The sequence below is a fragment of the Acidovorax sp. JHL-3 genome (assembly GCF_000526295.1).
Lineage (GTDB): Bacteria > Pseudomonadota > Gammaproteobacteria > Burkholderiales > Burkholderiaceae_C > Acidovorax > Acidovorax defluvii.
On record NZ_JAFU01000001.1, the window covers coordinates 1,196,375 to 1,220,733 of the forward strand.

At 65.5% G+C, this 24,359-nt stretch carries 24 protein-coding genes and 1 riboswitch; of the genes, 11 read left to right on the plus strand and 13 right to left on the minus strand.

Translation table 11 applies throughout. From position 1 onward, the window contains the following. Positions 1 to 25: 25 nt before the first annotated feature. The 3 genes from K226_RS0105625 to K226_RS0105635 form a co-directional block, all read right to left on the minus strand. A complete protein-coding gene (locus tag K226_RS0105625) occupies positions 26 to 400 on the minus strand; it encodes a hypothetical protein (RefSeq protein ID WP_024813873.1) in 375 nt (124 codons plus the stop codon). A 45-nt stretch (positions 401 to 445) separates the two neighbouring features. Then, a complete protein-coding gene (locus K226_RS0105630) occupies positions 446 to 817 on the minus strand; it encodes a TraR/DksA family transcriptional regulator (RefSeq protein WP_024813874.1) in 372 nt (123 codons plus the stop codon). Positions 818 to 1,008: 191 nt separating this feature from the next. Then, positions 1,009 to 1,656: a glutathione S-transferase gene (locus K226_RS0105635; RefSeq protein ID WP_024813875.1), complete on the minus strand. Its 648-nt coding sequence runs from the start codon at positions 1,654 to 1,656 to the stop codon at positions 1,009 to 1,011. A 124-nt stretch (positions 1,657 to 1,780) separates the two neighbouring features. On the opposite strand from K226_RS0105635, the gene K226_RS20170 reads away from it, so the two are divergent. The 4 genes from K226_RS20170 (at position 1,781) to K226_RS0105655 (ending at position 5,335) form a co-directional block, all read left to right on the plus strand. Further along, complete coding sequence (locus K226_RS20170; RefSeq protein WP_035240899.1) at positions 1,781 to 2,149, plus strand: DUF2946 family protein; 369 nt, start codon at positions 1,781 to 1,783, stop codon at positions 2,147 to 2,149. A 366-nt stretch (positions 2,150 to 2,515) separates the two neighbouring features. Beyond that, entirely contained in the window at positions 2,516 to 3,019 is a 504-nt protein-coding gene (locus tag K226_RS0105645) for a copper chaperone PCu(A)C (protein ID WP_024813877.1), read from the plus strand. 99 nt (positions 3,020 to 3,118) lie between these two features. Then, entirely contained in the window at positions 3,119 to 3,967 is an 849-nt protein-coding gene (locus K226_RS0105650) for a PhaM family polyhydroxyalkanoate granule multifunctional regulatory protein (protein WP_024813878.1), read from the plus strand. A 57-nt stretch (positions 3,968 to 4,024) separates the two neighbouring features. After that, positions 4,025 to 5,335, plus strand: coding sequence for an FIST N-terminal domain-containing protein (locus K226_RS0105655; RefSeq protein WP_024813879.1), 1,311 nt, complete (start codon positions 4,025 to 4,027; stop codon positions 5,333 to 5,335). 147 nt (positions 5,336 to 5,482) lie between these two features. Here K226_RS0105655 and K226_RS0105660 read toward each other — a convergent pair whose 3' ends face one another. Next, entirely contained in the window at positions 5,483 to 6,643 is a 1,161-nt protein-coding gene (locus tag K226_RS0105660) for a rhodanese-like domain-containing protein (RefSeq protein ID WP_024813880.1), read from the minus strand. 399 nt (positions 6,644 to 7,042) lie between these two features. On the opposite strand from K226_RS0105660, the gene K226_RS0105665 reads away from it, so the two are divergent. Both K226_RS0105665 and K226_RS0105670 read left to right on the plus strand, forming a co-directional pair. Beyond that, complete coding sequence (locus K226_RS0105665; RefSeq protein ID WP_024813881.1) at positions 7,043 to 8,251, plus strand: sulfite oxidase; 1,209 nt, start codon at positions 7,043 to 7,045, stop codon at positions 8,249 to 8,251. Between the two features lies 1 nt (position 8,252). After that, positions 8,253 to 8,600: a cytochrome c gene (locus tag K226_RS0105670; protein ID WP_024813882.1), complete on the plus strand. Its 348-nt coding sequence runs from the start codon at positions 8,253 to 8,255 to the stop codon at positions 8,598 to 8,600. Between the two features lie 112 nt (positions 8,601 to 8,712). Here K226_RS0105670 and K226_RS0105675 read toward each other — a convergent pair whose 3' ends face one another. Then, positions 8,713 to 10,032, minus strand: a complete 1,320-nt coding sequence (locus tag K226_RS0105675) for a D-amino acid dehydrogenase (protein ID WP_024813883.1) — start codon at positions 10,030 to 10,032, stop codon at positions 8,713 to 8,715. Between the two features lie 95 nt (positions 10,033 to 10,127). Continuing rightward, positions 10,128 to 10,240: riboswitch (glycine riboswitch) on the minus strand. A gap of 227 nt (positions 10,241 to 10,467) precedes the next feature. Between K226_RS0105675 and K226_RS0105680 the strand changes: the two genes are divergently transcribed. Then, complete coding sequence (locus tag K226_RS0105680) at positions 10,468 to 11,250, plus strand: 2-keto-4-pentenoate hydratase (protein WP_024813884.1); 783 nt, start codon at positions 10,468 to 10,470, stop codon at positions 11,248 to 11,250. 79 nt (positions 11,251 to 11,329) lie between these two features. On the opposite strand, the gene K226_RS0105685 is transcribed toward K226_RS0105680, so the two are convergent. Together K226_RS0105685 and K226_RS0105690 are read right to left on the minus strand one after the other, a co-directional pair. Next, the gene (locus K226_RS0105685; RefSeq protein WP_024813885.1) at positions 11,330 to 11,782 is read right to left on the minus strand and encodes a YXWGXW repeat-containing protein; all 453 of its coding nucleotides are present in this window, start codon (positions 11,780 to 11,782) and stop codon (positions 11,330 to 11,332) included. A 193-nt stretch (positions 11,783 to 11,975) separates the two neighbouring features. After that, the gene (locus K226_RS0105690; protein WP_024813886.1) at positions 11,976 to 12,707 is read right to left on the minus strand and encodes a helix-turn-helix transcriptional regulator; all 732 of its coding nucleotides are present in this window, start codon (positions 12,705 to 12,707) and stop codon (positions 11,976 to 11,978) included. Between the two features lie 53 nt (positions 12,708 to 12,760). Here K226_RS0105690 and K226_RS18710 point away from each other — a divergent pair, with 53 nt between their 5' ends. Together K226_RS18710 and K226_RS0105700 are read left to right on the plus strand one after the other, a co-directional pair. After that, positions 12,761 to 13,744: a hypothetical protein gene (locus K226_RS18710; RefSeq protein WP_155886499.1), complete on the plus strand. Its 984-nt coding sequence runs from the start codon at positions 12,761 to 12,763 to the stop codon at positions 13,742 to 13,744. A gap of 26 nt (positions 13,745 to 13,770) precedes the next feature. Next, entirely contained in the window at positions 13,771 to 15,741 is a 1,971-nt protein-coding gene (locus tag K226_RS0105700) for an MFS transporter (RefSeq protein ID WP_024813888.1), read from the plus strand. A gap of 143 nt (positions 15,742 to 15,884) precedes the next feature. Here K226_RS0105700 and K226_RS0105705 read toward each other — a convergent pair whose 3' ends face one another. Continuing rightward, the gene (locus K226_RS0105705) at positions 15,885 to 16,397 is read right to left on the minus strand and encodes a YMGG-like glycine zipper-containing protein (protein WP_024813889.1); all 513 of its coding nucleotides are present in this window, start codon (positions 16,395 to 16,397) and stop codon (positions 15,885 to 15,887) included. A 73-nt stretch (positions 16,398 to 16,470) separates the two neighbouring features. Continuing rightward, positions 16,471 to 16,884, minus strand: a complete 414-nt coding sequence (locus tag K226_RS0105710) for a hypothetical protein (protein ID WP_024813890.1) — start codon at positions 16,882 to 16,884, stop codon at positions 16,471 to 16,473. Positions 16,885 to 17,150: 266 nt separating this feature from the next. Here K226_RS0105710 and K226_RS0105715 point away from each other — a divergent pair, with 266 nt between their 5' ends. Further along, the gene (locus K226_RS0105715) at positions 17,151 to 18,230 is read left to right on the plus strand and encodes a zinc ribbon domain-containing protein (protein WP_024813891.1); all 1,080 of its coding nucleotides are present in this window, start codon (positions 17,151 to 17,153) and stop codon (positions 18,228 to 18,230) included. 77 nt (positions 18,231 to 18,307) lie between these two features. Next, entirely contained in the window at positions 18,308 to 18,694 is a 387-nt protein-coding gene (locus K226_RS0105720) for a DUF3597 domain-containing protein (protein WP_024813892.1), read from the plus strand. 245 nt (positions 18,695 to 18,939) lie between these two features. On the opposite strand, the gene K226_RS0105725 is transcribed toward K226_RS0105720, so the two are convergent. The 4 genes from K226_RS0105725 to K226_RS0105740 are packed head-to-tail and all read right to left on the minus strand — an operon-like array spanning position 18,940 to position 24,267. Further along, positions 18,940 to 20,820, minus strand: a complete 1,881-nt coding sequence (locus K226_RS0105725) for a site-specific DNA-methyltransferase (RefSeq protein WP_024813893.1) — start codon at positions 20,818 to 20,820, stop codon at positions 18,940 to 18,942. A 12-nt stretch (positions 20,821 to 20,832) separates the two neighbouring features. Then, complete coding sequence (locus tag K226_RS0105730; RefSeq protein WP_024813894.1) at positions 20,833 to 21,252, minus strand: type II toxin-antitoxin system VapC family toxin; 420 nt, start codon at positions 21,250 to 21,252, stop codon at positions 20,833 to 20,835. After that, the gene (locus tag K226_RS0105735) at positions 21,252 to 21,482 is read right to left on the minus strand and encodes an AbrB/MazE/SpoVT family DNA-binding domain-containing protein (protein ID WP_024813895.1); all 231 of its coding nucleotides are present in this window, start codon (positions 21,480 to 21,482) and stop codon (positions 21,252 to 21,254) included. Before K226_RS0105735 ends, K226_RS0105730 begins: the two co-directional genes overlap by 1 nt. A gap of 46 nt (positions 21,483 to 21,528) precedes the next feature. Then, entirely contained in the window at positions 21,529 to 24,267 is a 2,739-nt protein-coding gene (locus K226_RS0105740) for a DEAD/DEAH box helicase family protein (RefSeq protein ID WP_024813896.1), read from the minus strand. Between the last annotated feature and the right edge of the window lie 92 nt (positions 24,268 to 24,359).

The following is a 24,359-nucleotide window of genomic DNA, read 5'->3' on the forward strand; positions in this document are numbered from 1 at the left end:
ATCAGGCCCGCCAGGCTGGCCGGGTTCAGGCCATCGACGGGTCGGACGCCATGTTGTCAAACTTCTTGAAGTACTGGCGCGCCATGGCCACCAGCTGAGCGTCCGAGGGATGGTCTGCCGCGACCGAGTCCACCACCGCGCCGGCCACTGCAGCGTTGTGCTTGGCGCACCAGTCGCGGAACTGGTTGCGCGCGAGGCCGGGGCCTGCCAGCAGCACTTCATGCGTGTTCGACAGGGCCTGGGCGATGTCGGCAAAGAACAGGCTGAGGTCTTCTGTCTTGCCCTGGTGCTTGTGGTGGCTGCGGGATTTGATGCGCTGTGCCTCGGTGTGTTCGCGGTCGAACATCACCACATGGGCTTCGGAGTGGTCCATCCAGACAACGGCGTGAAAAGTGCTCATGAAAATGCTTTCTTGAAGTAAAGAAGTGGAGAAAAAAAGGATTGCTCAGGCTGCCCGGCGGTGCTGCTCGGCCTTTTCCTGGCAGTGCACGCAGCGCGCGGCCTCGGGTGTGGCGTGCAGGCGGGCTGCGGTGATATGGGTACCGCAATCGGTGCACTCGCCATAGGTGCCGGCCTCGATGCGTGTGAGGGCCGCAACCACGGCGGCCAGGTGGGCGGTTTCGCGCTCGTCCAGCGCAAATTCCAGCTCGCGTTCAGTGGCCAACTGGGCACGCGGATCTTCTGGCTGCCCAAAATGGTCCGCTGCTGCCTCGGCCCGGCCGATGACGCCCCCCCGTTGCTCTGCCAACTGGGCCAAAAGCGCGGATTGCTGCGCAAGCAGTTGCTGGCGGAAGGGGGCGGCGAGATGGGGGTCCATGCGAGGGTTCCTTGGGAATGGTCTAACACCTCCATGGTGCGCCCGAGGTACCCACCATGCGTTGACAAGGGTCAAGAAGAGGCTGCACAGCCCGTGCGGGGAGCCCGGCATGGCACGGAGGAAACCGATGCATCTGCAGCTTCTGGCGGCTGCTGCGGCCGGATTTCCCCCCCCTTCTTTCCAGCGCGTGCTCAGCGCTTGGGTTGGCGGGCCAGCATTTCGGCGGTGCTGGTTTTGCGGTCGGCGTTCAGGCGCTGCACATGGGGGCGTTCGGCCATGCGCGCGAGGTAGTCGCGCACCGGCAGGTCGGCCAGGTAGTCGCGGCCATAGATGATTTTGGTGGCTGCGCTGATAAGCGGCAGATGCACGATGGCGGCGCAGTCGGCCAGCGTGAAGCTGTCGCCCGCCACAAAGGGACTGAACTTTGCCAGCTGGCCGAAGGCGGCAATGTTTTTCTCCAGTTGCACGCCCACTTTCTCGCGGGCCGACTCGCTGACGGTACCGCCAAAGAAGGCTTGTGGGTAGAGGTTGCGCGCCACCAGTTCCAGGTGCAGCTCCATGAAGGTGATCAGCTCACGCACCTTGGCGGCGGCAAACGGGTCGGCAGGCAGCAGGGCGGGCTGGGGGTGGGCGGCCTCGATGTAGTCGGTCATTACCGCCGATTCGCACAGCGTGCCCTGGGGTGTGCGCAGGTAGGGCACCTTGCCCAGCGGCGTGGCGCTGGGGTCGGTCTCGCCCACCCAGGCCCGTTCTTCGGTGAAGGGCAGGCCCTTTTCAAGCAGGGCGAGCTTGACCTTGTTGTAGTAGTTGCTGGCTGAAAAGCCGCAGAGTGTCAGCATGGGGGTTGTCTCCGGTGTCGTGGGGTGGAAGCCCACATCGTAGGCGAGCGCACCGGCGAAGTCCGTCGCTCAGATGACCCCGGTCAAGGCCATGGCGGGTTGGCACCCTACAATCAGCGCCGTCATGCGGCACCTCCTGCAAACCCTTCGGCACCTTCGCTGGTTCGCGCGCCTTGCGCTGGCGTGGTTTGCCTTGTCGATCGGCGTGGCCGTGGCTTCGCCGCTGGTCAGTCCGCAGGCCGTAGAGCTGATTTGCGCGGGCTCGGGTGCCATCAAATTGGTGGCGAAAAGCGATGAAGGCGCCCGGGAGACTCCCAGCCACACGCTGGACTGCCCACTGTGCGCCCATGTCGGTGTACCCCCGCCACCCCCGTCGGCAGTGTTGCCGGTCGCCCGCCCCCCGTCGCATGCCCTGGGTTCTGCCCCGCCAGCGCACATTGCGGCCCGCACAGCCGCGCCGCTGCCGCCGCGCGGGCCCCCAGCTGTCTTCTGATTTTGCTATTATTATAATAGCTGTTTGCGCTTTATCGATAAGCGCTAGAGGCCAATTTGGCTTGTAATCAGGAGGCTGCGTGCACCCAAGCTGCGCGGCGCTGGATGTGTCCAGTGCCCTATGCGAATCGACCCCGCGCCCGCGCTACCTGAATGCGCGACGCGCCCATGCCATGGCTGGGCCAGCGCTGGCCAAGGTGTGCAGCGGTTTGCAGGCCGCAAGCCGGGCAGGCAGAAGATTTCCGCGCCTGCGCCGAAGGCCTTGTCTGTGGCAATGTCGACAGCACGCGGCCTCCCGCTGACGTTGTTCCCCTTTCACTGTTTCCCTTTTACTGTTTCCCATTCGTTTTTTACCCAGGAGAACCCCATGACACTGCACCGCATCACCCGTCCCGCACTCTTCGCCCTTGCCCTGCTTGCCGGCCAGGCCCACGCCCAAGCCACTGCCCCCGTGGCGGTGGACGGCGCCTGGGCGCGTGCCACCGTGCAGGGCCAAAAGGCCACGGGTGCCTTCATGCGCCTGACTGCCAAAGACGGCGCGCGCCTGGTGCGCGCCGAGTCGCCAGCAGCCGGCGTGGTCGAAGTGCACGAGATGAAGATGGAAGGCGACATCATGAAAATGCGCGCCATACCCGCGCTCGACCTGCCTGCCGGCAAAACCGTCGAGCTCAAGCCCGGCGGCTACCACGTCATGCTGATGGACCTGAAGGCTCCGTTGGCCAAGGGCTCCAACGTGCCTGTGACCCTGGTGTTCCAGGATGCCAAGGGCGCCGAAACCCAGCTGCCACTGCAGCTGCCGGTGGCCTCGCAAGCACCTGGAGCAGCGGCCTCCGGCATGGGCCAAGGCGCAGCGCACGGAAACAAGCACTGAGCACCGGGGGCTTTCCGGAACGCAAGGCATTGGAGTAAGCTGTGCCAACACGACGCCCTGCGGGGCGCGTGCCAAAGACCCACCTATTGCGGAGCGGCCATGAGCGACACATCCAACTTCGGTTTCGGCAAATTCGTCCCCGGCTTTGACTTTCTGCAAAGCCTGGCCAAAGGGGCCTCCAGCAGCATTCCCCAGCTGCCCAACCTGTCGAACTGGGTGGCGCCCACCATCAGCGTCGAAGAGCTGGAAAAACGCATCGACGAACTCAAGGCCGTGCAGTTCTGGCTGGAGCAGAACTCGCGCGCCCTGACCGCCACCGTCCAGGCGCTGGAGGTGCAAAAGATGACGCTGGCCACGCTCAAGGGCATGAACTTCAGCATGGGCGACGTGGCCAGCGCCTTCAAGCTCAAGCCTGCCGACGGCGTGATGGGCAGCATGCAAAAGGCTGCCGAAACCTTTGCCGGCCGGGCAGCTGCAACTGCTGCAGCAACCCCCGCGCCAGCCGCCGCTGCGCCTGCGCCCGCAGAACCCGTCAAGCCAGCCCAGGCCGCACCGGCCGACGATTCCAAGGGCTCCCAGGCCCCCGAGCCATCCGTGGTGGACCCCATGCATTGGTGGGGCGCGCTGACCAGCCAGTTCCAGCAGATCGCGGCCAACGCCCTGAAAGACGCCGCCAAGCAGACCAGCATCGATCCCACCCATAACGTGGCCACCGGCCTGGCCAAAGAAGCCATGAAGACCGCCACCGACATGGCCAGCCAGTTTGCCGCCAAGGGCATAGAGACCATGCAGGCCGGCCAACGCGCTGCTGCCGGTGCGGCCAAAGCGCCCGCTGCCAAAAAGTCTGCTGCAAAAAAGGCACCTGCCAAATCTGCCAGCAAACCCGCCGCGAAACCCGCCGCCAAAAAAGCCACGGCCCGCCGCGCACCGCGCAAGTCGGCGGGCTGAGATCACTGATCTGGCGGTGCTGCGGGCAGCGCCCGCCACTGCCCGAGAGGTCACACCATGAAACTATTTCCCACCGGCCATGCCACCCACCCCCAGTGGCGCATGGCCGCCGCACTCGTGCTGGCCCAGTTGCGGGCACAGATGTCCCTGCCCGAATACGCATCCGCACCCACGCTGGGCCTGCTCTACATCACCGACCACTACGCCAGCGAAGCGCAGGCGCTGTTCGACTATCTGAGCAGTGAACTGTCCGAGGTGACCGACTGGAGCGGCACCGTGGGCGTGGGCGTCTCGGCCAGCAACGCCGAGTATTTTGACGAGCCCGCGCTCTCCGTGATGCTGCTGGACGTGCCCGCCGACCAGTACCGCGTGTTTTCCGGTGTGGCCCCGTTGCCGCGCAATCCGGCCAGCGGGTTCGAGGCCTACACCGCGCTGGTGCATGCCGATGGCCATACCGCCGAACTGGCCGAGCTGCTGGACGAGATGGCTGCGCGCACCGCCACGGGTTACCTGTTTGGGGGGCTGAGCGCCAGCCGCAGCAACAACGTGCAGTTTGCGGTGGGGGGGGACGGCAACATGGCCGGGCAGGGCGGCGCCAGCGGGGTGTTTGACGGCGGGCTTTCGGGTGTGGCGTTTGGCGCCGGGGTGGCGCTGGTGTCGCGTGTCACGCAAGGTTGCCAGCCCGTGGGCGTGCAGCACACCATCACCGCCGCGCACGAAAACGTGGTGCTGCAGCTCGATGGCGAACCTGCGCTCGATGTGCTGCTCGACACGCTGGAGGTTTCTCTGGACGGTGGCGACCCGCAACCCGCCCTTCGCAAGGTGCGCGCCACGCTGGCCGGGCTGGTCAATGCGGGCGAGCAGCCCCAGGGCCAGCGCCGCACGGGCCATTTCGGCACCGACACGCGTGTGCGCCACATCGTGGGCCTGGATGCCACCCGCCGGGGCGTAGCGCTGGCCGACCATGTGGAACCAGGAATGCACCTGACGTTTTGCCAGCGCAATGTGGCGGCGGCGCGCGCCGACCTCATGCGCATCTGCGCCGAAATCCGCGAAGAGCTTTCGCCCGAAGAGCTGGAGACCGCACCGTTGGTATCGTCCGATGCGCAGGGCGGACAACAGGCCGCAGCCCCTGGCGCCTCCGCTGCTGGTGCGCTGCCACAGACGGGGCGGCGCATCTGTGGCGCGATCTACGTGAGCTGCTCGGGCCGGGGCGGCCCCCACTTTGGCGGCCCCAGTGCCGAACTGCAGATCGTGCGGCATGCGCTGGGCGATGTGCCATTGGTGGGTTTTTTCGCCGGCGGTGAAATTGCGCACCACCACCTGTATGGCTACACCGGCGTGTTGACGGTGTTTGTTGGCGCGTGATGCTGCGCGGGCAGTAGCGCCTGACCTGGCGTACCGTTGGCTTGGTGGTGCGCCGCTGGCCTCAGCCTTCAGGTCAGCAACCCGCGCGCCTGACAGTCATGGGCTTTCTGTCGAAGTTTGTCTGAAGCGCGGGCGATGCCCGTGGCCTCAGCCGCCTTCCGTGGGCAGTCCGCCAGCATCCCATTCGGGCAATCCGCCACGCAGCCAGTACACCGACTTGAAGCCTTTGGCGGCTGCCACCTTGGCCGCCTTGTAGGACTTCCAGCACTCGGCTCCATTGCAGGCAAAGATCACCGGCTTGGTCTTGTCGAGGGAAACCTTGTCGAACGCCTGAAAGTCGTCCTGGGCCGCGTTGAAGGCCACATCCTTGAGGCTTTTCTCCACGTAGGCGGCCAACACCGCGCCCCGGATGCGCTTGGCTTTGAATTCCTTCTCGGTGCGCGTGTCCACCACCACGGCGCCCTGGGCCTGCAACTGCTGCGCCTCCTTGGCGGAAATGCGGGTCACGCCGGGCAGGCCGTTGGGTGTGAACAGGCCCAGTTCGGCCACGCGGCGGTATTCCTGGGCGTCGGGGCGCTGGGTGACCGGCGTCAGCCCGCTGGACACCGTGGCCGTGCCGAACCACTGGCCCAGCTTGCTGCGTGTATCGGCGGGCAGATCCTTGCGCACCACGATCGTGAAGCCGCCCGGCACCGGGTGCGAGGTGGCCAGCACGCGTGCCACGCCGGGGTGGCCCGCCGACCACTCGGCCCATTCATCGGCGCGCACCACGGTGGCGTCCGCAACGCCCAGCGACAACGCGGACAGGCCTGCTTGCGGGTATTTTTCATGCTTTACCGATTTCAGGTCCTGGAACGACAGCCCGGCTTCATTGAGCATGCCGCGCGCCATGTAGGTGTAGACCGAGTCCTGCTGCGGCAGATAGAGCCGCTGGCCTTTCATGGCCGCCACCGCAGGCACATTGGCTGCGCCGATCAGCAGGTATTGCTCGGATTTTTGGGTGGCACCCACCAGTTCATAGCCCCGCTGCAAGGCCGAGGCAGCAACCTGTGCAGGGCCGATGAACACGTCATAGCCCGCGCTGCGGGTGGCCCGCATCACATCGGCCAGGTCTTCGCTGGTGCTGAGCTTCAGGGGCTGGCCTGCTGCCTGTGTCAGGCCTGTTTCCAGCGCACTGCGGACGATGGTGTGGGCCGCCTTCTTGGCGGTGGGTTCCACCGCCACGATGGCCGTCAGCTGGGCCTGGGCCCAGGGGCTGACGAGCAGACACGCCAGCGTGACAGCGGTCCATTGAAAGTTGCGGGGCATGGTTTTTCCTCTTGAATTGTTGAATGGCGGCGCTTCAATTTCACCGTGGCTTGCCGCAATGGACGGTGCGGCGTCGGATTCCACCACGGTGCGAGACCGCACCAGGGCGCGCCCTGCTTGGACCCCGCCGCAATCCGGCGCAGCCCGCGCTTTGGCCTGGCAACTTCCGGGCGTGCGCGTTTGCAACACGGTGAACCGTCTGGCAAATATGCCCCAAGGGTTTGACATTGCGAACACCTGCAGCGGATTTGTTGCACCTGTTTACATCTGTGCTCCAAAAGCGCTTCGCCAAAAACGGCTTCCCACACAAAATCCGCCAAGCCCCTTCTGTGGCGTCGGGCGATCCGGCGTTGCAAGACGGACTTCACCTGTTTCCTTTATTTCCGGAGGACCCTGCCCATGAAGAACCCGATGACACTGCCACGCCGCCACATGTTGGCCGGAAGCGCTGCCGCACTGAGCGCGCTGGGGCTGGCTGGCTGGACTGGCGTTGCACGTGCCCAGGCCGCAGCCACGCCCAAGCCGTTGCCGGGCTACGCCGGCTGGAAGAGCGCCAATGCGCTGATCGTGCACAGCGGCAGCACCCTGGAAACCCGCCGCGCAGCCTTCGGCACCAGCGTGATCACGCCGTCGAACCAGTTGTATGTTCGCAACAATTTGCCCGCACCCGACGCCGCCGTTCTGGAGAACCGCGATGCCTGGACCGTGTCCATCGAGGGCGTCAAAAACCCGCGCACGCTGAGCCTGGCCGAGCTCAAGACGCTGGGCATCGACACCGTCGCCACGGTGCTGCAGTGCTCGGGCAATGGTCGGGGGTTCTTCCCCAGCAAGCCCAGCGGTACGCCGTGGACGGTGGGTGCCGCCGGTTGTGTGGTGTGGAGCGGTGTGCCGCTGCGCAACGTGGTGGCCGCCCTGGGTGGGCTGGTGGACGGCATGGCGTATGTCACCGGAACCGGTGGTGAAAAGCTGCCCGAAGGTGTGGACCCTCTGACCGTTCTTGTCGAGCGCTCGGTGCCCCTGAAGGCGCTGGACGATGCCATCCTGGCCTGGGAAATGAACGGCGAGCCCTTGTCGCTGGCACATGGCGGGCCGCTGCGCCTGGTGGTGCCGGGTTACCAGGGCGTGAACAACATCAAGTACGTGAAGCGGCTGGCGTTCACGCCGACACAGTCGCAGGCGCGCATCATGCAGCACGGCTACCGCATGTCGCCACCCGGCACCAAGGCAAGCCCGGACCAGCCCTCGGTGTGGGAAATGACGGTCAAGTCCTGGATCAACGGCCCGCTGCCCGAGCAAGGCCCCCTCAAGGCCGGTGTGGCGCAGATCCATGGCGTGGCCTTTGGTGGCATGCACGCCGTCAAGGGCGTAGAGGTGTCGGTGGACGGCGGCCAAACCTGGCGGGCCGCGCAACTGGTGGGCCCCGACCTTGGCCGGTTTGCATGGCGCCAGTTTGTGCTGCCAGTGCGCCTGGGGGTCGGTACCTATGTGCTGGCCAGCCGCGCAACCGACATGGCAGGCAATGTGCAGGCCCAGCAGCGCGAAGAAAACGTGGGCGGCTACAACAACGCCAGCTGGAGCGATCACGCCGTGACCGTGACGGTGGCCTGACGTGGCGTTGGCGACGAGGCGCTGGCTGCCACGCGCTTTGGCGGCGGGTGGGCTGGCATTGCTGGCGGGCGCCAGCGTGGCGGCCGACCCTGCCGAAATAGCGCGCGGCAAGCTGCTGTTCACCACCCTGCAGCCGGCCTGCGCCGTTTGCCACACCTTGCAGGCGGCCGGGGCTGAGGGGCAGATCGGCCCGGTGCTGGACGAGCTCAAGCCCGATGCCGACCGCGTGCTGCGCGCGTTGCGCAACGGCATCGGCGTGATGCCCTCCTACGCTGAAAAAATCAGCCCGCAAGACATGCAGGCTTTGGCACGCTTTGTCGCGCATGCCACGGGTGCGGCATCGCCTTGAACGGGGCCGCTCGCCCGCCACAATTCTTGTGGCGGGCCTTTCCTGGCGCGGTGGTTTCGCTCCGGCGCCTTCCCTGTGAAGCGGCTGCAGCCGCTTCGTCCGTTTTGGGGGCTCATGCCACCTTGGCCGCGGGCACCAGCGCATGGGCGCCACGTCCTGCGGCCATTCCCTGGAACGCAAAATCCACCTCTGGCACGCGGCCGCTCACGATGTCGGCCAGCGCCTTGCCCGAGCCGCAGGCGTGCGTCCAGCCCAGCGTGCCGTGGCCGGTGTTGAGAAACAGGTTGCCCACTTTCGTCTGGCCGATCAGCGGCACGTTACTGGGCGTTGCGGGGCGCAGGCCGGTCCAGAACTGCGCCTGGCTCGCGTCGCCCGCACCGGGAAAGAGTTGCTCCACGCGGCGCACGATGGCGTCGCAGCGCACCTGGTTGAGGTCGCGGTTGTAGCCGTTGAGCTCGGCGGTGCCAGCAATGCGCAACCGGTCGCCGCCGCGTTCGCTGGTGTAGCGCGAGAACACCAGCTTGTACTCGTCGTCCGTCAGGCTCACTTGGTGCGCCCGGCTCGCGTCCTTCACCGGCATGGTCACCGAATAGCCCTTGGCCGGGTAAATGGGCAGGCTGATGCCCAGCGGCTGGGCCAGCAGCGGGCTGAACGAGCCCATGGCCAGCACAAACGCATCGCCACGCACGCGCTCGAAGCGGCCTTCGGCGTTGGTCACCTCCACATGGTCGATGCGGCCGCCCGCCTCGCGCAGCGCGGTGATGTGGTGCCCCAGGCGGAACTGCACGCCCGCCGCCTCGCACAGTTTGGCGAGTTCGCGCGTGAACTGGTTGGCGTCGCCCGACTCGTCCTCGGCCGTGAACGTGGCGCCCGCCAGCTGCGGGCGGATGTGGGCCAGGGCGGGCTCGATGCGCACGGCCTCGTCGGCGCTGATGACCTGGCGCTCGCAGCCCAAACCGCGCATCTGCTCGGCGGGGGCCAGAGCGCCGTCGAACTCCTTGGCGTTGGTATAAAAGTGCAGGATGCCCTGCGTGCGCTGGTCGTACTGGATGCCCGTGTCCGCGCGCAGTTGCTGCAGCACGCTGCGGCTGTAGGTGCCCAGGCGCACGATCTGCTCAATGTTGTGGCGCGTGCGCGCCGGGGTGCAGTTGCGCAAAAAGGACAGGCCCCACAGCCACTGGCGCATGTCGGCGCGGATGCGGAACAGCAGCGGCGCATCCTCCTGCCCCAGCCATTGCAGCACCTTCAGCGGCGCGCTGGGGTTGGCCCAGGGTTCGGCGTGGCTCACCGAAATTTGCCCGCCGTTGGCAAAGCTGGTTTCGGCGCCGGGGGCGCCCTGGCGGTCGATGACGGTCACCTCGTGGCCGAGTTGCTGCAGAAAATAAGCCGAAGTCACGCCGAGCAAGCCGGCACCCAAAACGATCACGCGCATGATTTTCAAAGCCTTTCTGGGCTCTGGCGCTTGAAAGACGTGCGCTGGCAGCTATAGGTTCAATAGCGTACAGCTGGCGCATGACTGCCCAAGCTGCCGCTCCCCCTGTCCTTGGTACCTGAGAGATTCACCGCGCGGCCCACATGGCGCTCGGTTTGCTCCTTCGGTGCGCCACACGGGTGTGTGGCGGCTCTCCAGACGGCTTTGATGAATGGTGCAGTACGGGACCTGAGCGTGTATGGGAGTTTGCGCCTTCGGTGCAGCGGCGGGCTTGCGGCCCGCCATGCTCTCCTGCGGGGGCCATTCTAGGAGTGCGCTGGCGGCGGCGGGGTGGTTTTGCTGGCTAATGGGCAGCAATCGTTGCTGATGCTGGCGGGGCAGGACGGGCCTGCGCCTCGCCATAATCCGCCCAGCTTTACCCCAAGGACGCACGCCATGCCTGTTACCGCTTTTGACCCCTTCGCCAGCGCCGCCGTTATCACCATGGCCCGCCAGGGTCGCATGCCCCGGCCACTGGATTTGCCCGTTGCGCTGCGCCCATGCGATGCGGACCAGGCGTATGCCGTGCAGGACGCCGTGGTGCGCGAGCGCGGCGAGATCGCGGGTTGGAAGGTGGGGGCTGCTTCGCCCCAGGCGCTGCCTGCGCGCGCTGCACTCACCCGCGATTCGGTGTTTGTTGCGCCAGCCGGGCAGGCACTGCATCTGCCTGCCGCAGGCTTTGCCGTGATGGGAGTCGAGGCGGAACTGGTGTACGAGCTGGGCATCGATCTACCCGATCGCCCAACGCCTTACAGTGCGGCCGAGGTGCTGGCGGCCATGGCATCCGTGCGTGCCGCCATCGAGGTGTGCGACACGCGCTTTGCCGCCTGGGCGCAGCAGGGCGCGTGGAGCCGCCTGGCCGACCAGGCCTGCCACGGGGCACTTATCGTGGGTTCGGGCACGGCCGATGTGGCTGCAGTGCAGCCCCTGGCACAAGGAGTGAGCCTGTCGGTGAATGGGGCGGTGGCCGTGCAGCACGCCACCTGGAGCAACCCGGCGGGCGACCCCCTGCGGTTGCTGACATGGCTGGCCAACGAAGGTGCGCGCAGCCTGGGCGGGCTGTGCGCCGGCCAGTGGGTGACCACTGGTTCATGCACCGGTACCGTGCTGGTGGCGCCGGGCACGGTGGTGGTGGCCGACTTCCCGGGCCTGGGCCGCGCCGAGCTTCAGCTGGGCTGAAAACCCGCCACGCCTGCACCCGGTTGTGCCGATCCGCGATACATAGCGCTTATTGGCGCTCAGTTGTGCCCGGTTGCAATCAGTTGCGGCGGGGGTTGTCGGGCTGGGGGTCGCGGCGGTTGGGTACGCCGTCACCGTCGCGGTCCCGGTCGTAGCGGTTGGCCACGCCGTCGCGGTCACGGTCCCAGCCGCCGCGCTGCATGGCCCAGCGGCCGTCGTGCTCCATCCAGCGCGGCTCGCGGTAGTGGTAGCCGGGGCGGGCCTTCACCCAGTGGCCTTGCATCCACACATGGCGGTGGCCGCGCCATTCCCAGTGGCCGGGCACCCATGCCATGCCGCGCCGATGGCGGGGCACAGCTTCGTAGCGCGGGGGCGGTGGGGCCTGGTATTGCACCAGCGCCGGGGCGGGGCGCTGGTAGTGGGGGCTGCCCGACTGGATGACGATAGTGGCGCCAACCTGTGCATGCGCCGCCGTCAAGGCGCTCAGCGACAGCAGGGCGATGGAAGCGGCGGCGAGGGCTATGCGTGCCATGGTGTTCTCCTCAGAAAGGATTCCGTGCGGAACCGGGAGCCTTGATCGTGGGGGCACTGCGTCAAGCGCATGTAGGTGCTGTGCGAAGTGTTGTGAAGTTGTGTTTCAGGGCGCCGACTTGCGCGCAGTATTCAGAGGGTTTTTGGCCTGTAACGCCCTACTGGTGAGCGCTGCGTGCTATGAAAAAAATGTGCTAGCGCCGCATGCCCGCAAACGCCTCGAACTCCCAGCTGCGCAGCGCCAGCAGCAGCGTGTAGCCCTCGCGTTCGCTTTGGGGCAGTTTCTGGTCGGCCAGGTGCTGCTGGGCAAAGTCGTGCGCCACGCGCTGCATGCGTTCCATGAAAGCCGGGGCCAGACTGCGGCTGATGGCGCCGTGCACCAGCAGTACCCCCTCGCCTGGGCCGTCAAAGCCACCCGCAAAGTAGTCGAGCAGTGCGTGCTCCCGAAAGTAGTTCATCACCGCGCCGTGCGGGCGCCAGCGGAAGGTCTTGGCGAGCTTGAGGCGGTAGCGGTTGAACGGCCGCAGCTCGATGATGCCGATGCGGTCGAGCTGGGCCAGGTACTGGATGCCCTCGGCCTCGGTCAGGCGGTAGGCGGTGGTCACCTGCTCCAGCGTCCACTGGCTCAGCACGCAAATGGCCATCAGCAGCAGTTTCTTGTCGGCCACCACGGCCCGCTCCTGCTCGGGGGTCAGTTCCCTGAGCAGCGGCTGGTTGTCGGCCACATGCCGGGCCAGGTCGGCAAAGTCCAGCGCCAGCGCGCGGCAGATGGCGTCGATGCGTGACAGCGGCATGTCGCCCTTGGCCAGCATGCGCTTGACGCTGGACTCGGCCATGCCGAGTTGCTGCGCCAGGTCGGCATAGGTCATCTGGGCGGTCTTGAGTTCCTTCTTCAGGGCGGCAACAAGGTCGGCGGTGGTGCTCATGGGTATCGATTATGGATACCCAAGGTGCTATCGGTAGCGCCCTGAGCGACTTTATGCCCCCAATTGCCCCGGCCTTGCCCACACTGCGCGGCATCACCCACTACCGGCCACGCAACACCATGACCTTTGACCATTCACTTCCCCGGGGCGGCCTTACCCGGCCCGAAACCGGCCTGCTGCTGGGCGCCGCGGTGCTGCTGGCACTGGCTGTGCTGGGCCCCGCCGTGCCTGCCAGCGAGCACCAGCATGGCTTTGCCGATCAGCGCATGCTGTGGGGTCTGCCCTGCGCGCTGGACGTGCTGACCAACCTGCCTTTTGCCCTGGCGGGCCTGTGGGGGCTTGGGTTGCTGCGGGGGGTGCAGCGCGGCGCGGTCGATGCGGTCACGCGCGCCGCGGCGGGCCTGTTTTTTGTGGGCCTGGTGCTGACATCGGTCGGCTCCACCGTTTACCACCTGCGCCCCGATGACGCAGGCTTGCTGTGGGACCGGCTGGGCATGGCCGTGGCCTTTGCCGGGCTGCTGGGCCTGGCGGGGGCCAGCCGAGTCAGTCTGCGCGCGGGCGGGGTGGCGGCGGCCGCCATGGTGGTGGCCGGGCCGGCGGCCGTGATGTGGTGGGCGCACACCGGCAACTTGCTGCCCTGGGCGGTGGTGCAACTGGGCGGCATGCTGGCGGTGACGGCCATGGCGTTGCTGCCCACGCGGTGCGGCGCACTGGCACTGCAGCTGGGCGCCGTCATGGCCTGGTATGGCGCGGCCAAGCTGTTCGAGGCCGCAGACCACGCGGTGTTTGACGCGCTGGGCCAGTGGGTGTCGGGCCACAGCCTCAAGCACCTGCTGGCGGCGGGTGCCGCCTTGCCGGTGCTGGCCGCGCTGGCCGCAGTGCGCACCGGCCCGCTGCCTGCGGGCGCAGCAGTCACGGTGTGCGGGCAGAATGACGCGCCACGTCACCCCGGTGTGCGGGCGCACTGCATGCGCCAGGGCACCGGCACCAGAACAGCGGTGGACCCGGCGCGCAGCCGCAGACCCCGCGCCCAATAACCCGTGACGGAACCGAGGACCAACGCATGACCCCCGAGACCCTCTCTGACAGCGCCACCAGTGCTACCAGCGCAATCAGCAGCCATCCTGCCCCTGGCGCACACGCCGACCCCAACCAGTTCGCCCTGTTGCGCCAGCGCCGCTTTGCGCCCTTTTTCTGGACGCAGTTCTCGGGGGCGGCCAATGACAACCTGTTCAAGTTCGCCTTCACCGTGATGGTGACGTACCAGCTCAGCGTGTCGTGGCTGCCACCTGCCATGGCGGGGCTGGTGATTGGTGCGCTGTTCATCCTGCCGTTTTTGTTGTTCTCGGCCACCTCGGGGCAATTGACCGACAAATACGACAAGACGCGCATGATCCGTTTCGTGAAGAACCTGGAGATTGCCATCATGCTGGTGGCCGCTGGCGGGTTCATTGCGGGCAACGTGCCGGTGCTGCTGCTGTGCACGTTTTTGATGGGCGTGCACTCCACGCTGTTTGGCCCGGTAAAGTTTGCCTACATGCCCCAGGTGCTCAGCGAGCGCGAACTCACCGGTGGCAACGGCATGGTCGAGATGGGCACCTTCGTGGCCATTTTGCTGGGCAACGTGGCGGGGGGCCTGCTGGTGGCCATTCCCGGCATTGGGCACACCACGGTGGCCCTGGCCTGTGTGCTGCTGGCGCTGATGGGGCGGGCCGTGGCGCAGTTCATCCCCCCGGTGCCCGCCACCGACCCGCACCTCACCATCAACTGGAACCCCTTCACCGAGACCTGGCGCAACCTGAAGCTGGCGCACGAAAACATCGTGGTGTTCCGCTCGCTGCTGGGTATCAGCTGGATGTGGTTTTTTGGCGCGGTGTTTTTGAGCCAGTTCCCCAGCTTTGCCAAAGAGGTGCTGCATGGCAACGAGCAGGTGGCCTCGCTGCTGCTAGTGGTGTTTTCCATCGGCATTGGCACCGGCTCGCTCTTGTGCGAGGTGCTCTCGCGCCGCCATGTCGAGATCGGCCTGGTGCCACTGGGCGCCATTGGCATGAGCGTTTTTGCCATCGACCTGTATTTCGCCGCGCGCGGCCTACCCGCTTCCGATGTGATGGGCCTGGCCGCCTTTGTGGCGCAGCCCGCGCACTGGCGCGTGATGGCCGACCTGGCGCTGCTGAGTCTGTTTGCCGGCCTGTACAGCGTGCCCATGTATGCACTGATCCAGATGCGCAGCCAGCCCACGCACCGCGCGCGCATCATCGCGGCCAACAACATCTTGAACGCTCTGTTCATGATTGCCAGCTCGCTCATTGCAGGCGCGTTGCTGGGCGCGGGTTTCACGGTGCCGCAGATCTTTTTGTTCACCGGCATTGCCAACGCGGTGGTGGCGTTTTACATCTTCCTGCTGGTGCCCGAATATTTGCTGCGTTTTGTGGCCTGGGTGCTCTCGCGCTTTGTTTACCGCTTCAAGGTGCAGGGCGACGAAAACCTGCCCGTGCAGGGCGCGGCCGTGCTGGCGTGCAACCACGTGAGCTTTGTCGATGCGGTGCTGCTGATGGCCGCCAGCCCCCGGCCCATCTATTTTGTGATGGACCACCGCATTTTTCGGGTGCCGGTGCTGGGCGCATTGTTCCGCCTGGCCAAAGCCATTCCCATTGCCCCCTACAAGGAAGACGCCGCCACCTACGAGGCGGCCTTCGAGCGCGCGGCGCAGGTGCTGCAGGGCGGCGACCTGCTGGCCATCTTCCCCGAAGGCGGCATCACGCGCGACGGGCAATTGCAGCCGTTCAAGGGCGGTATCGTCAAAATTCTGGACCGCGCCCGCGCCGACGGGCTGGACGTGCCCGTGGTTCCGATGGCACTGACCAACCTGTGGGGCTCGTACTTCAGCCGCATAGAGCAGGGCGGTGCCATGGTGCGGCCGTTCCGGCGTGGCCTGTTCAACCGCGTGGGGCTGAACGTGGGCACCCCCGTGGCGGCCGCCGAGGCGCAGCCCGAGTTATTGCGTGAGCGCGTGGCGCGCCTGCTGGCGGCCTGACGGCTTGGTGCCACCTGTCGTCAATGCACAGCCTTCATGAACGGCCTGTGGGCCCCCGCACCATGGCGTTTGCGCCATTCACGCTGAATTGGCCGAAGGTCTTTGACAAGCCCGCGCGGCCTTCGAAATATCCCGGCGCCAGATCAATAACGCCGCCAGTAGCCAGGCGGGGGCGGCGGTGCCATGGGGGCGGCGTAGCCCGGCCCGGGTGCCCCCGGGCTGGTGAGCATGCGGCCATACACCGGCACCTGGTGGCCGCGGGCATACATGCACTGCACATAGGCGCTGTCATAGCCGCGCTGGCTGCCGTAGCCCGCAGATTGCGAATTGCCAGCGCCCACGCTGGAGCCCATCAGCAGGCCCATGCCAGCGCCCACCGCCGCGCCCTCGTGGTTGCCGCCCAGCGCGGCACCGGCCAGGGCGCCGATGGCCGTGCCCACCACCGCGCTGCCCACGGCGCTCTGGTTGACGGCTTCGTTGGCGCCGCCCACCTGCATGTGTGCGTATTGCCGGCAGTTGACGTCGTCGTACCGGAACTGCTCAAAACTCTTGGTGCTGCCGGGCAGCACCGTCACGCTGGGGCCGGTGGGCATCACCGTGCAACCGGTCAAGGCCAGCACCAGCAGCGACACGCTTGCGAGGGAAAGGGGTTTCATCATGATTCCTCAAGGTGAAGATAAGGCGCCTGCCCGGCGCCAGGGTCATTGCAGCGAGGGGCAGGGCTGTCCATCAGTTGGCCGGCGGCTGCGCCGGCACCTGCAGCCAGCCGCCAGGGCAGTGGGTGATGTAGGGATAGTAGCCATCGGGTTCGTTACAGCGGTACCAGTAGCCCTGAGGCTGCTGCCCGTTGGTGCCGCCGCTGTAGGCCGGGGCGTCGTTGCCGCGCTCGATGTAGACGGGCGGTTCGGCGGGCACTGCCATCACCGGCGGCGACCAGCCATACGGATAGGGTTGGTAGTAAGGATAGGCCGGGCGGTACACGGGATAACCAATACCCGGGCCCAGGTAAACGCCAATGCCCACCCGCGCACCCCGGTGCCCATGGCTGTGCCCGCCGCGATCGGCCCACGCAACGCCGCTGGCGGCAAGCGCCGCAGCGGCCATCCCGGTCCATGCGAGAGGCCGCAGTTTTTGCCACATCATGATTTCACCTCGGTGGTACGTCGCAACGAGGTTGGGGGCGCGGCGCCCACGAAAAGTTCCGGCCCCGCTGTGCCGCACCATGCTGCAGGGTGGCCGACGCGGCCAGTGCAGCCGGGCCAGCGCCAGCAGCGGTTGAAGCACCTCGGATGCGTTGCACGGCGCACGTGTCCTCTTCCGCAGAAAATATGGTGAAAACAGGCTCTAGCGCTTTCTGGTAAAGCGCAAGCAGCTATTGAATTAATAGTGTTTTAAAAGGAAAAAAGACCATGAGCAAATCATTGCGACTGTCTGAAAAATGGTTTCGCCGCGGCCTGTGGCTGGTGGCCCTGGTGTTTGCCGGCTTCCTCATCGGCCTGGGCGGCACCATCGTGGGCGACCTGCCCAAGGTCGAGGCCCCACTGCGGGTGGACGACTTTCTCGACAAACCGGCGGCCCAGGCCCTGCGCAGCCAGGTGCAGGCCGCCCGGCAGGCCGAGCAAGAGGCGCAAACCGCGCTGGAGCAGGCCCAGCTGCAGCGCAGCAAGACCCGCAGCGAAAGCCAGTCCGCGCGCGAAACCTTCAACAACTGGCTGGCCACGCGCAGCGTCACCCAGCGCGCCGAGCACGACCCCGATGTGCTGGCCCGCACCCAGGCGCTCGATGCCCTCAAGCAGGCCGAGCGCACCACCCAGCAGGCCGTAGAGGCACAGCAGCAGGCCGCGCTGGATGCCCGCCAGGCCGCCGCCGCCGCCCAGGCGCGCCTGAGCACGCTCGAAGCCGCAGGCTACGAAAAGCTCAACGCCGAGCGCCGCAAGGTCGAGCTGCGCGTGTTCCTGTACCGCCTGGCGCTTACGCTGCCGCTGCTGGTGGTGGCGGGCTGGCTGTTTGTAAAAAAGCGCAAAAGCACTTACTGGCCGTTTGTGTGGGGCTTCATCTTTTTCGCCTTGTTTGCATTCTTTGTCGAACTCGTGCCCTACCTGCCCAGCTACGGCGGCTACGTGCGCTATGTGGTGGGCATCGCCATCACGGCGCTGGTGGGGCGCTATGCCATCCTGGCGCTCAACCGCTACCTGGAGCGGCAAAAGCAGGCCGAGTCCTTGCCCGACCAGCAGCGCCGCAAAGAGCTGGGCTACGACGTGGCCCTGGCGCGCCTGGCCAAAAGCGTGTGCCCCGGCTGCGAACGCCCGGTCGACCTGAAGAACGACAAGATCGATTTTTGCCCCCACTGCGGCATCGGCCTGTTTGACCACTGCGGCCACTGCAGCACGCGCAAGAGCTCATTTGCCCGGTTTTGCCATGCGTGCGGCACGGGGGCACAGGCCAGCCAGTCAACGGAGCCCGGGCATTCGCCCGTCACCCCAGCGTGATACAAAGGCAGGCGCAGTTCAGGGCCTCACCCTGGGTGCCGCGTGTCCTTTCCACCCCAACCACTTCGGGAGCAATCATGGGTTTCTTTTCCAACATCTTCTCCAAGATTTTTCCGTCGGCCAACGCGGCCGAAGTCGTGGTGGCCGCGCCACCGGCACCCGCCGCCGCGGGCGCACCTGCAGCCCCCCCAGCACCGGCATCCATCGCGCTGGGAGACGTGGCGCCCATCCTGGACGCCATGCCCGGCGCCAGCGCGCTGAACTGGCGCACCTCCATCGTTGATCTGCTCAAGCTGCTGGGCCTGGACAGCAGCCTGTCGGCGCGCAAGGAGCTGGCCGCCGAACTGCTTTACAGCGGCAACGACGAACCCGGCTCGGCCGCCTGGAACATCGGTCTGCACAAGCAGGTGATGCGCAGCATTGCCGCCAACGGCGGCACGCTGCCGGCCGATCTGCGCGACTGATCTGCGGCGCCGTCGCGCCGCCCCAGAAGGCCCCTGTCGTCTTGCATGGCAGGGGCCTTTGCTTTGGGCGGTTATAGTTTTTTGGGTCAAATATGGCTCTAGCGCTTATGGAGAAAGCGCTGGTAGCTATCAAAAATAAAGCATTGAGTGTGATCGTGCCACGCAGGGTGCAGCGCGCCCAAGCTGCCTTTTCGGTGCGCGGGGCGCTGCTAAGTGCCGGTGCCAAGCGCTGCGCCTATCGGTCGTCAGGCGTGCAGTCGAACCACGCATTCCTCACCCAGCATGTCGATCAACTTCACCGCCACCGTAGCGCCCGTGGGCGGTGCGGGCAGCTCGTAGCGCCCGGCCACCAGGTCTTGCTTGCGCGCGGGCACGTCGGCCAGCGCCACGTTGAACACCTCGCCGTCGTGCTGGGTGTCGATCAGCACGCAGTCCACCACCGCGCGCCAATCGGGGATGCTGGCGCGGAAGATGCCCTCTTGCAAGTCGAGCCGCGCAATGATGCTGGGCGACACCACGTCGTCAATCTGCACCACCAGCGTGTTGCCATCGCGCTCCAGATGCGCCTGCACGCTCATCGGCTCGTGCTTGATGAAGCCGCCCGCCTTGCGGTCGGTGCGCAGCTCGATCAGGTGAATCTTGTTGACAGGGCGGTTGTGGTTGTACTGCGCCACCCATTCGCGCGCCTTGTGCTCCTGGCCCAGGCTGACGACCAGCATGTCGCGCTCTTCTTCGGGCCGGTTTTTGAGTTCGGTGCGCAGCGCTTCGAGGTCCAGCGGTGTGAGCGGGTGGTTGAGCGGGATGATCTTGGCCAGCATCGCGCCGCGCGTGCCGTCAAAGAATGGGTCGGTGCGCGTGCGCGTGATGCCCAGGTGCTGGCAGGCCAGCTCGACCGCCTCGTTGTGCTGGATGTGCAGGTCGTAGTCGTTCACGCGCCAGGTGCTGAAAGACAGCTGGCAGGGCGCGGTCGGCGCATCGTCGCGCGCCACCAACTCGCCTTGGCTGTTGGCGGCGGCCAGTGCCTGCGCCTGCTCGCGCATCACGCCCTGCAGCCGCTTGGCCGTGGTCTGGATGGCGCCCTTGTTGATGTCGCAGCCAATCCAGCGGCGGCCGAGTTTCTGGGCGACGGCGGCGGTTGTGCCCGAGCCGATAAAGCAGTCGAGCACGAGGTCGCCGGGGTTGGAAAAAACCTCAACCACTCGTTCAAGGAGAGGTTCAGGTTTTTGAGTGGGGTAACCAGTTCTCTCTGTGGCAATTGGGTGGACTAGAGGAATAGTCCACACACTCCCCATGTATTTTTCTTCTCGGGTGACATAGATGATGTCGCCAGCCTCATCACGCTTAGCAACACGTTTTTTTGCAACTGGATCCCAGGCAACAACCGCCTGCTGCTGGACCTCCTTCACGGGGACTTGCTGATGGTTCGTGCAATGGTCGCCGAAATTTTTTGCGTATACAAAAATCAGATCGTGATCATGTGGAAGATGCTTCATGAACCCGAATTGCGGCTTGTTTTCGTAGTACCAGGTTATGTCGTTTACAAAGTTCTTTTCGCCGAATATTTCATCAAGCATTAAGCGCAGGTAGTGGCCCTTGCTGAAGTCACAGTGGACAGCAATTGCACCATTCTCATGCAGCAGCTCCTTCAACATCAGCAGCCGCTCGTACATGAACTGCAGGTAGTTGTCGTTGCTCCAGATGTCCGTGTACTGCACCTGCTCGCCTAAAGCGTAGTCCTCGCCGTCAATTTTCAGCGTGCCCTTGGGGCCGCGCAGCTGCACCTTGCGCACATAGTCGGCGCCGCTGTCAAAGGGCGGGTCGATGTAGATCAGCTTGACCTGGCCGCGAAAGCCGTTGGCCAGCAGGTGGGCCAGCACTTCCTTGTTGTCGCCGTGGTAGAGCAGGCCACCCTGGGGCAAACCTTGCGGCCACTTCGACCAGTCGGCGGTGCCCAAACCTTGCGCGGGCGCGGCGTCGGTGGCGCTGAAGCGTTCAATGGCTTGCGCCGGGAAGGCCGTCACGCGGCCCAAGGGTTTTTTGCCCACCCAGCTGAGCATGGGGCGGCCTTTGGCGCGGGTGATGCTCACCTCGGTGGGTTTCTTGGCGGGCGACGGTTTTTCGGTCATAAAAGAAGAGTCTCAATCCACCCAGTTTTCCACCTGCAGGCCAGGTACGCGTGCAAATTCACGGGTGTTGTTGGTCACCAGAATCCAGCCCTGAGAGCGCGCATGCGCCGCCAGCCACAAGTCGTTGTTGCCGATGGGAAGCCCCTGCTGTTGCAAGGCGGCGCGAATCTGGCCGTAATGCTCACCCGCCTCCAGGGGCAGGGCGCAGGCCGGTATCACCTGCATGAGTTGTTCGATGGTGTTCAGGGCGCGCTCGCGGGCTTGGCTTTTTTCCGCCCCAAACCGCAATTCACCCAGCGTGATGGTGGACATGGCCACGTCGTGCAGGGCGTGCTGCTCAAAGCGTGCGCGCACCGCCAGCGGCTGGCCTTTGGCGATGTAGATGCAGATGTTGGTGTCGAGCAGGTAGCGGACGGTGGAACGATCGGTCATCAGAACGCTTCCCGCTCTTGTGGTGGGGTGTCGTGCCGACCGTCACCCATGAAATCGGCGGGCATGCTGGCCAGAAGATCAAAAACCACGGCGGCGCTGAGCGGAACTTCGCGCAACACAATATCGCGGCCCTGGCGAAAAATTTCGACTTGGTCCACGTTGAGCCGAAATTCCTTGGGCAGGCGCACCGCCTGGCTGTTGCCAGACTGAAAAACGCGGGCGTAAGTCATGCGTTTGCTCCTTTTGAGGATGTATATATGTTAAGTATATACATTGTCAGCCCAAAATAAAATCACGCACGGTTATCTTGCCCTCGTCATGCAGGGCTGTGTCGGCAAACATGACGTGGTAGCGCAGGCGCTCGGGGTTGAGGTCTTCCCAGCGCTTCAGTGCTACAGCCTTTCGGCCTTCCTGGGTTTGCGGGGGCTCGCCTGCCGCGTGGCGGGCCATGTCGGCATGGATGTCGGGGCTGAGCCTGTCGCTCTTGACTTCCACCACCAGGTGTTTGCCGTCGGCGCGGCGCAGTACGAAGTCGGGCGTGTAGGTGTGCCAGCGGCCATCGTCGCCCAGGTACTCGGCGCGCAGGTCGGTTTTGCCCGCATCGGTCAGGCCGCCGGTGAACCACAGGCCTTCGATCTGGTGCGGGTGGCTTTGCAGCAGGCCCAGCGTCCAATCCAGAAATTCGGCCTCGGGCGTGGAGTCGAAGTTGTAGCCCTCGTAGTGGAAGCTGGTTTGCAGGGCCAGCGCGGCATGGGCCGTGTCCTTGGCCTGCTTGTAGAGTGGTTCGCGCTCTTTCGCAAAGCTGATGCGGGCGGTGTAGATGCTTTGGCCATCCACCTCGGCATGGTCGAAGCCCTCGGCCTTGACCAGGGCCACGGCCACTTCGATTTCGTCCCAGGTTTCCTCGTACTGGTTGCGCTGGGCTTCGATTTGCAGCGCCAGGGCATCGAGGTGATGCTCTGGTATTTCTAGCTGCTCGCGCTTATCCTGATTGGGTTGCGTGCCATTTTGACTGTAAGCACTGCGCAGGGCGCCCACCAGCTCGGGTGTGGGCAGGTGGTGGCTGGTGGCCAGCCGGGCGGCGGCGGTGTAGGCATCCAGCATCGGCGTGTAGGGCTGCAGCAGCACGTCGCCGGCATCCAGGCGCTGCAAGCGGGTGTCGCCGCTGGCGGTGAGCACAGGGCTCCAGGTTTGCACAACGGGGCCGCTTGGGGCCGGAGTGTCAGGCACGGCGAAAGTCAGTGGCGTGGCAGCACCGCTGTCGGCCTTGCGCTGAATGCGCAGCACGCGCTTTTTGATGAGAAGCGGCGGCAGGTGGGGCTTGTGCAGGTGGATGGTTTTTTCCACCCGGTCGGCGTGCTGGGCATCCAGCGCTTTGAGGCTGGTGCCGTAGGTTTCGGCGAGCTGGTCTTCCAGCGTTTTCTTGTTGCTGGCGGTCAGGTAAACGCGTGCTGGCGCCTTGTTGCCCGGTACCTGGCGCAGGCAGCGGGTGGCAGCCTGCAGCACGAAGTTGTTGCTGGTGGCGAGCTTGCGCACCAGCGCGCAGGCAAACAGGCTGGGGCAGTTCCAGCCCTCGGTGCCCATGTTGACCAGCAGCAGTACGCGGTGCGGGGCGGCGCTGTCGCGGGCCACGGCCTCGAAGGCGCGGCGCGTTGCGTCGCTGGATTTGTTGTCCACGGCCAGCAGGGTATCGGGGCCAATGCCGTGGGCCAGCAGCGCCGATTCGATGGCGGGGCGCAGTTCGTCGCGTGTGTCGATGTTGGGAAAGTACAGCGCCAGCCGGGCCGGGGCGCCGTTTTCCAGCGCCACCGGCCAATAGTCGCGCACAAAGTCGTCGATCACGCTTTGCACCATGGTGCCGGCCTCGCCATCGCCCAGCTCCAGCACCTTGATGCCGCCGGCCAGCTCTTTGAGCACGCCATCGCGTATGCCTTCGCCCAGGCCGTACCAGACGACCACGTCGCGCAGCGGCTGGCGCTCGAAATAGGGCGTGCCGGTGGCGTTGATGGTGACGATGAGGTTGGTTTCCTGCGCCAGGTAGTCGATGGTGCGGCGCACTTTTTTGATGCCATCGTCCTTGAATACCGGCTCGCCAGTTTCCTTGTCTTTCTCCCACTTGCCCAGCAGCTTCTGGCCGTAGGTGTGGTGGGCTTCATCCGAGAATACGGCCAGGTGCGGCAGCGAGGCAATGGCCTGCAGACGCAGGTTGGCCAGGGCCGTGGCTTCTTCGTCTTTGGTGCCGGCAAACAGGCGGCTTTGCGCGGTGTTGCGCACGGTGGGCTTCTGGATGCGGATTTTTTCGGTGTTGGTGACGATGACGTTGAAGCTGCTGCCCAGCGTGATGGGAATGGTTTTGTCGCCGTCGCGCGTGAAGGTGAGCTTGAAGCTGGCGGCAAAAGGCTTGTACAGCCGCGCGGGGAGCAGGCGGTCAAACGGAATATCGGCGAGCTCGCGCAGGGCGCTCAGGATGGTTTTGCCGGGTGCGAACACCAGCGCGTTTTCAACAAACGGGCCATCGGGATATTCCAGCGCCATGGCGAACTCGGTGGCGACAATGGAGCCCATCAGGATGGTCTTGCCGGCGCCCATGGCCAGCGCCAGGATGTAGCTGGGGTAGTCGAGCGCGAAGGTTTCGCGCAGGGATTCGAGTCCGTGCTTGCGTACGAAGGCGTTGTCGGTTTGGAGGCGCTCCAGGACGGTATCCAGCCCGTCGTCCGCAATCATGTCCACGATCTCGCGTGCGGTCAGACCCATGGCTTCGCGTCGCTCTTTGGGCTTTGGGAACAGCGTTGCGTAAAGGTCGGGAATACGTGGTGTATTCAGCACCAGCCGCAGGTACCAATAGGTTTCCAGCGCTCGGAACTGCGCGTGGCGCAGGTAGCGCAATTGCCCGGTGGCTGGGTCTTCGATTGCGAAGTCGAGGATTTCGCGGATGGCGGGGAAGTCGGGGCAGTCGTAGCGCGCGGTGCGCCAAGCGTCCACGCGTTCGGCCAGGGCCTGGAAAAGGTGGCTCATGGGGGGCTTGGTTCTCTAATAAAAGTGGCTTAAACGCCCAGGTGTTAAGCGTTGTCAGCTATCAATAGATGAGTTTAGAGTGTCCGCGCCGC

Excerpts from the sequence above, each read along its gene's own strand:
- K226_RS0105625 (WP_024813873.1), bottom strand. The coding sequence starts at position 400 with ATGAGCACTTTTCACGCCGTTGTCTGGATGGACCACTCCGAAGCCCAT.
- K226_RS0105630 (WP_024813874.1), bottom strand. The coding sequence starts at position 817 with ATGGACCCCCATCTCGCCGCCCCCTTCCGCCAGCAACTGCTTGCGCAG.
- K226_RS0105635 (WP_024813875.1), bottom strand. The coding sequence starts at position 1,656 with ATGCTGACACTCTGCGGCTTTTCAGCCAGCAACTACTACAACAAGGTC.
- K226_RS20170 (WP_035240899.1), top strand. The coding sequence starts at position 1,781 with ATGCGGCACCTCCTGCAAACCCTTCGGCACCTTCGCTGGTTCGCGCGC.
- K226_RS0105645 (WP_024813877.1), top strand. The coding sequence starts at position 2,516 with ATGACACTGCACCGCATCACCCGTCCCGCACTCTTCGCCCTTGCCCTG.
- K226_RS0105650 (WP_024813878.1), top strand. The coding sequence starts at position 3,119 with ATGAGCGACACATCCAACTTCGGTTTCGGCAAATTCGTCCCCGGCTTT.
- K226_RS0105655 (WP_024813879.1), top strand. The coding sequence starts at position 4,025 with ATGAAACTATTTCCCACCGGCCATGCCACCCACCCCCAGTGGCGCATG.
- K226_RS0105660 (WP_024813880.1), bottom strand. The coding sequence starts at position 6,643 with ATGCCCCGCAACTTTCAATGGACCGCTGTCACGCTGGCGTGTCTGCTC.
- K226_RS0105665 (WP_024813881.1), top strand. The coding sequence starts at position 7,043 with ATGAAGAACCCGATGACACTGCCACGCCGCCACATGTTGGCCGGAAGC.
- K226_RS0105675 (WP_024813883.1), bottom strand. The coding sequence starts at position 10,032 with ATGCGCGTGATCGTTTTGGGTGCCGGCTTGCTCGGCGTGACTTCGGCT.
- K226_RS0105680 (WP_024813884.1), top strand. The coding sequence starts at position 10,468 with ATGCCTGTTACCGCTTTTGACCCCTTCGCCAGCGCCGCCGTTATCACC.
- K226_RS0105685 (WP_024813885.1), bottom strand. The coding sequence starts at position 11,782 with ATGGCACGCATAGCCCTCGCCGCCGCTTCCATCGCCCTGCTGTCGCTG.
- K226_RS0105690 (WP_024813886.1), bottom strand. The coding sequence starts at position 12,707 with ATGAGCACCACCGCCGACCTTGTTGCCGCCCTGAAGAAGGAACTCAAG.
- K226_RS18710 (WP_155886499.1), top strand. The coding sequence starts at position 12,761 with ATGCCCCCAATTGCCCCGGCCTTGCCCACACTGCGCGGCATCACCCAC.
- K226_RS0105700 (WP_024813888.1), top strand. The coding sequence starts at position 13,771 with ATGACCCCCGAGACCCTCTCTGACAGCGCCACCAGTGCTACCAGCGCA.
- K226_RS0105705 (WP_024813889.1), bottom strand. The coding sequence starts at position 16,397 with ATGAAACCCCTTTCCCTCGCAAGCGTGTCGCTGCTGGTGCTGGCCTTG.
- K226_RS0105710 (WP_024813890.1), bottom strand. The coding sequence starts at position 16,884 with ATGATGTGGCAAAAACTGCGGCCTCTCGCATGGACCGGGATGGCCGCT.
- K226_RS0105715 (WP_024813891.1), top strand. The coding sequence starts at position 17,151 with ATGAGCAAATCATTGCGACTGTCTGAAAAATGGTTTCGCCGCGGCCTG.
- K226_RS0105720 (WP_024813892.1), top strand. The coding sequence starts at position 18,308 with ATGGGTTTCTTTTCCAACATCTTCTCCAAGATTTTTCCGTCGGCCAAC.
- K226_RS0105725 (WP_024813893.1), bottom strand. The coding sequence starts at position 20,820 with ATGACCGAAAAACCGTCGCCCGCCAAGAAACCCACCGAGGTGAGCATC.
- K226_RS0105730 (WP_024813894.1), bottom strand. The coding sequence starts at position 21,252 with ATGACCGATCGTTCCACCGTCCGCTACCTGCTCGACACCAACATCTGC.
- K226_RS0105735 (WP_024813895.1), bottom strand. The coding sequence starts at position 21,482 with ATGACTTACGCCCGCGTTTTTCAGTCTGGCAACAGCCAGGCGGTGCGC.
- K226_RS0105740 (WP_024813896.1), bottom strand. The coding sequence starts at position 24,267 with ATGAGCCACCTTTTCCAGGCCCTGGCCGAACGCGTGGACGCTTGGCGC.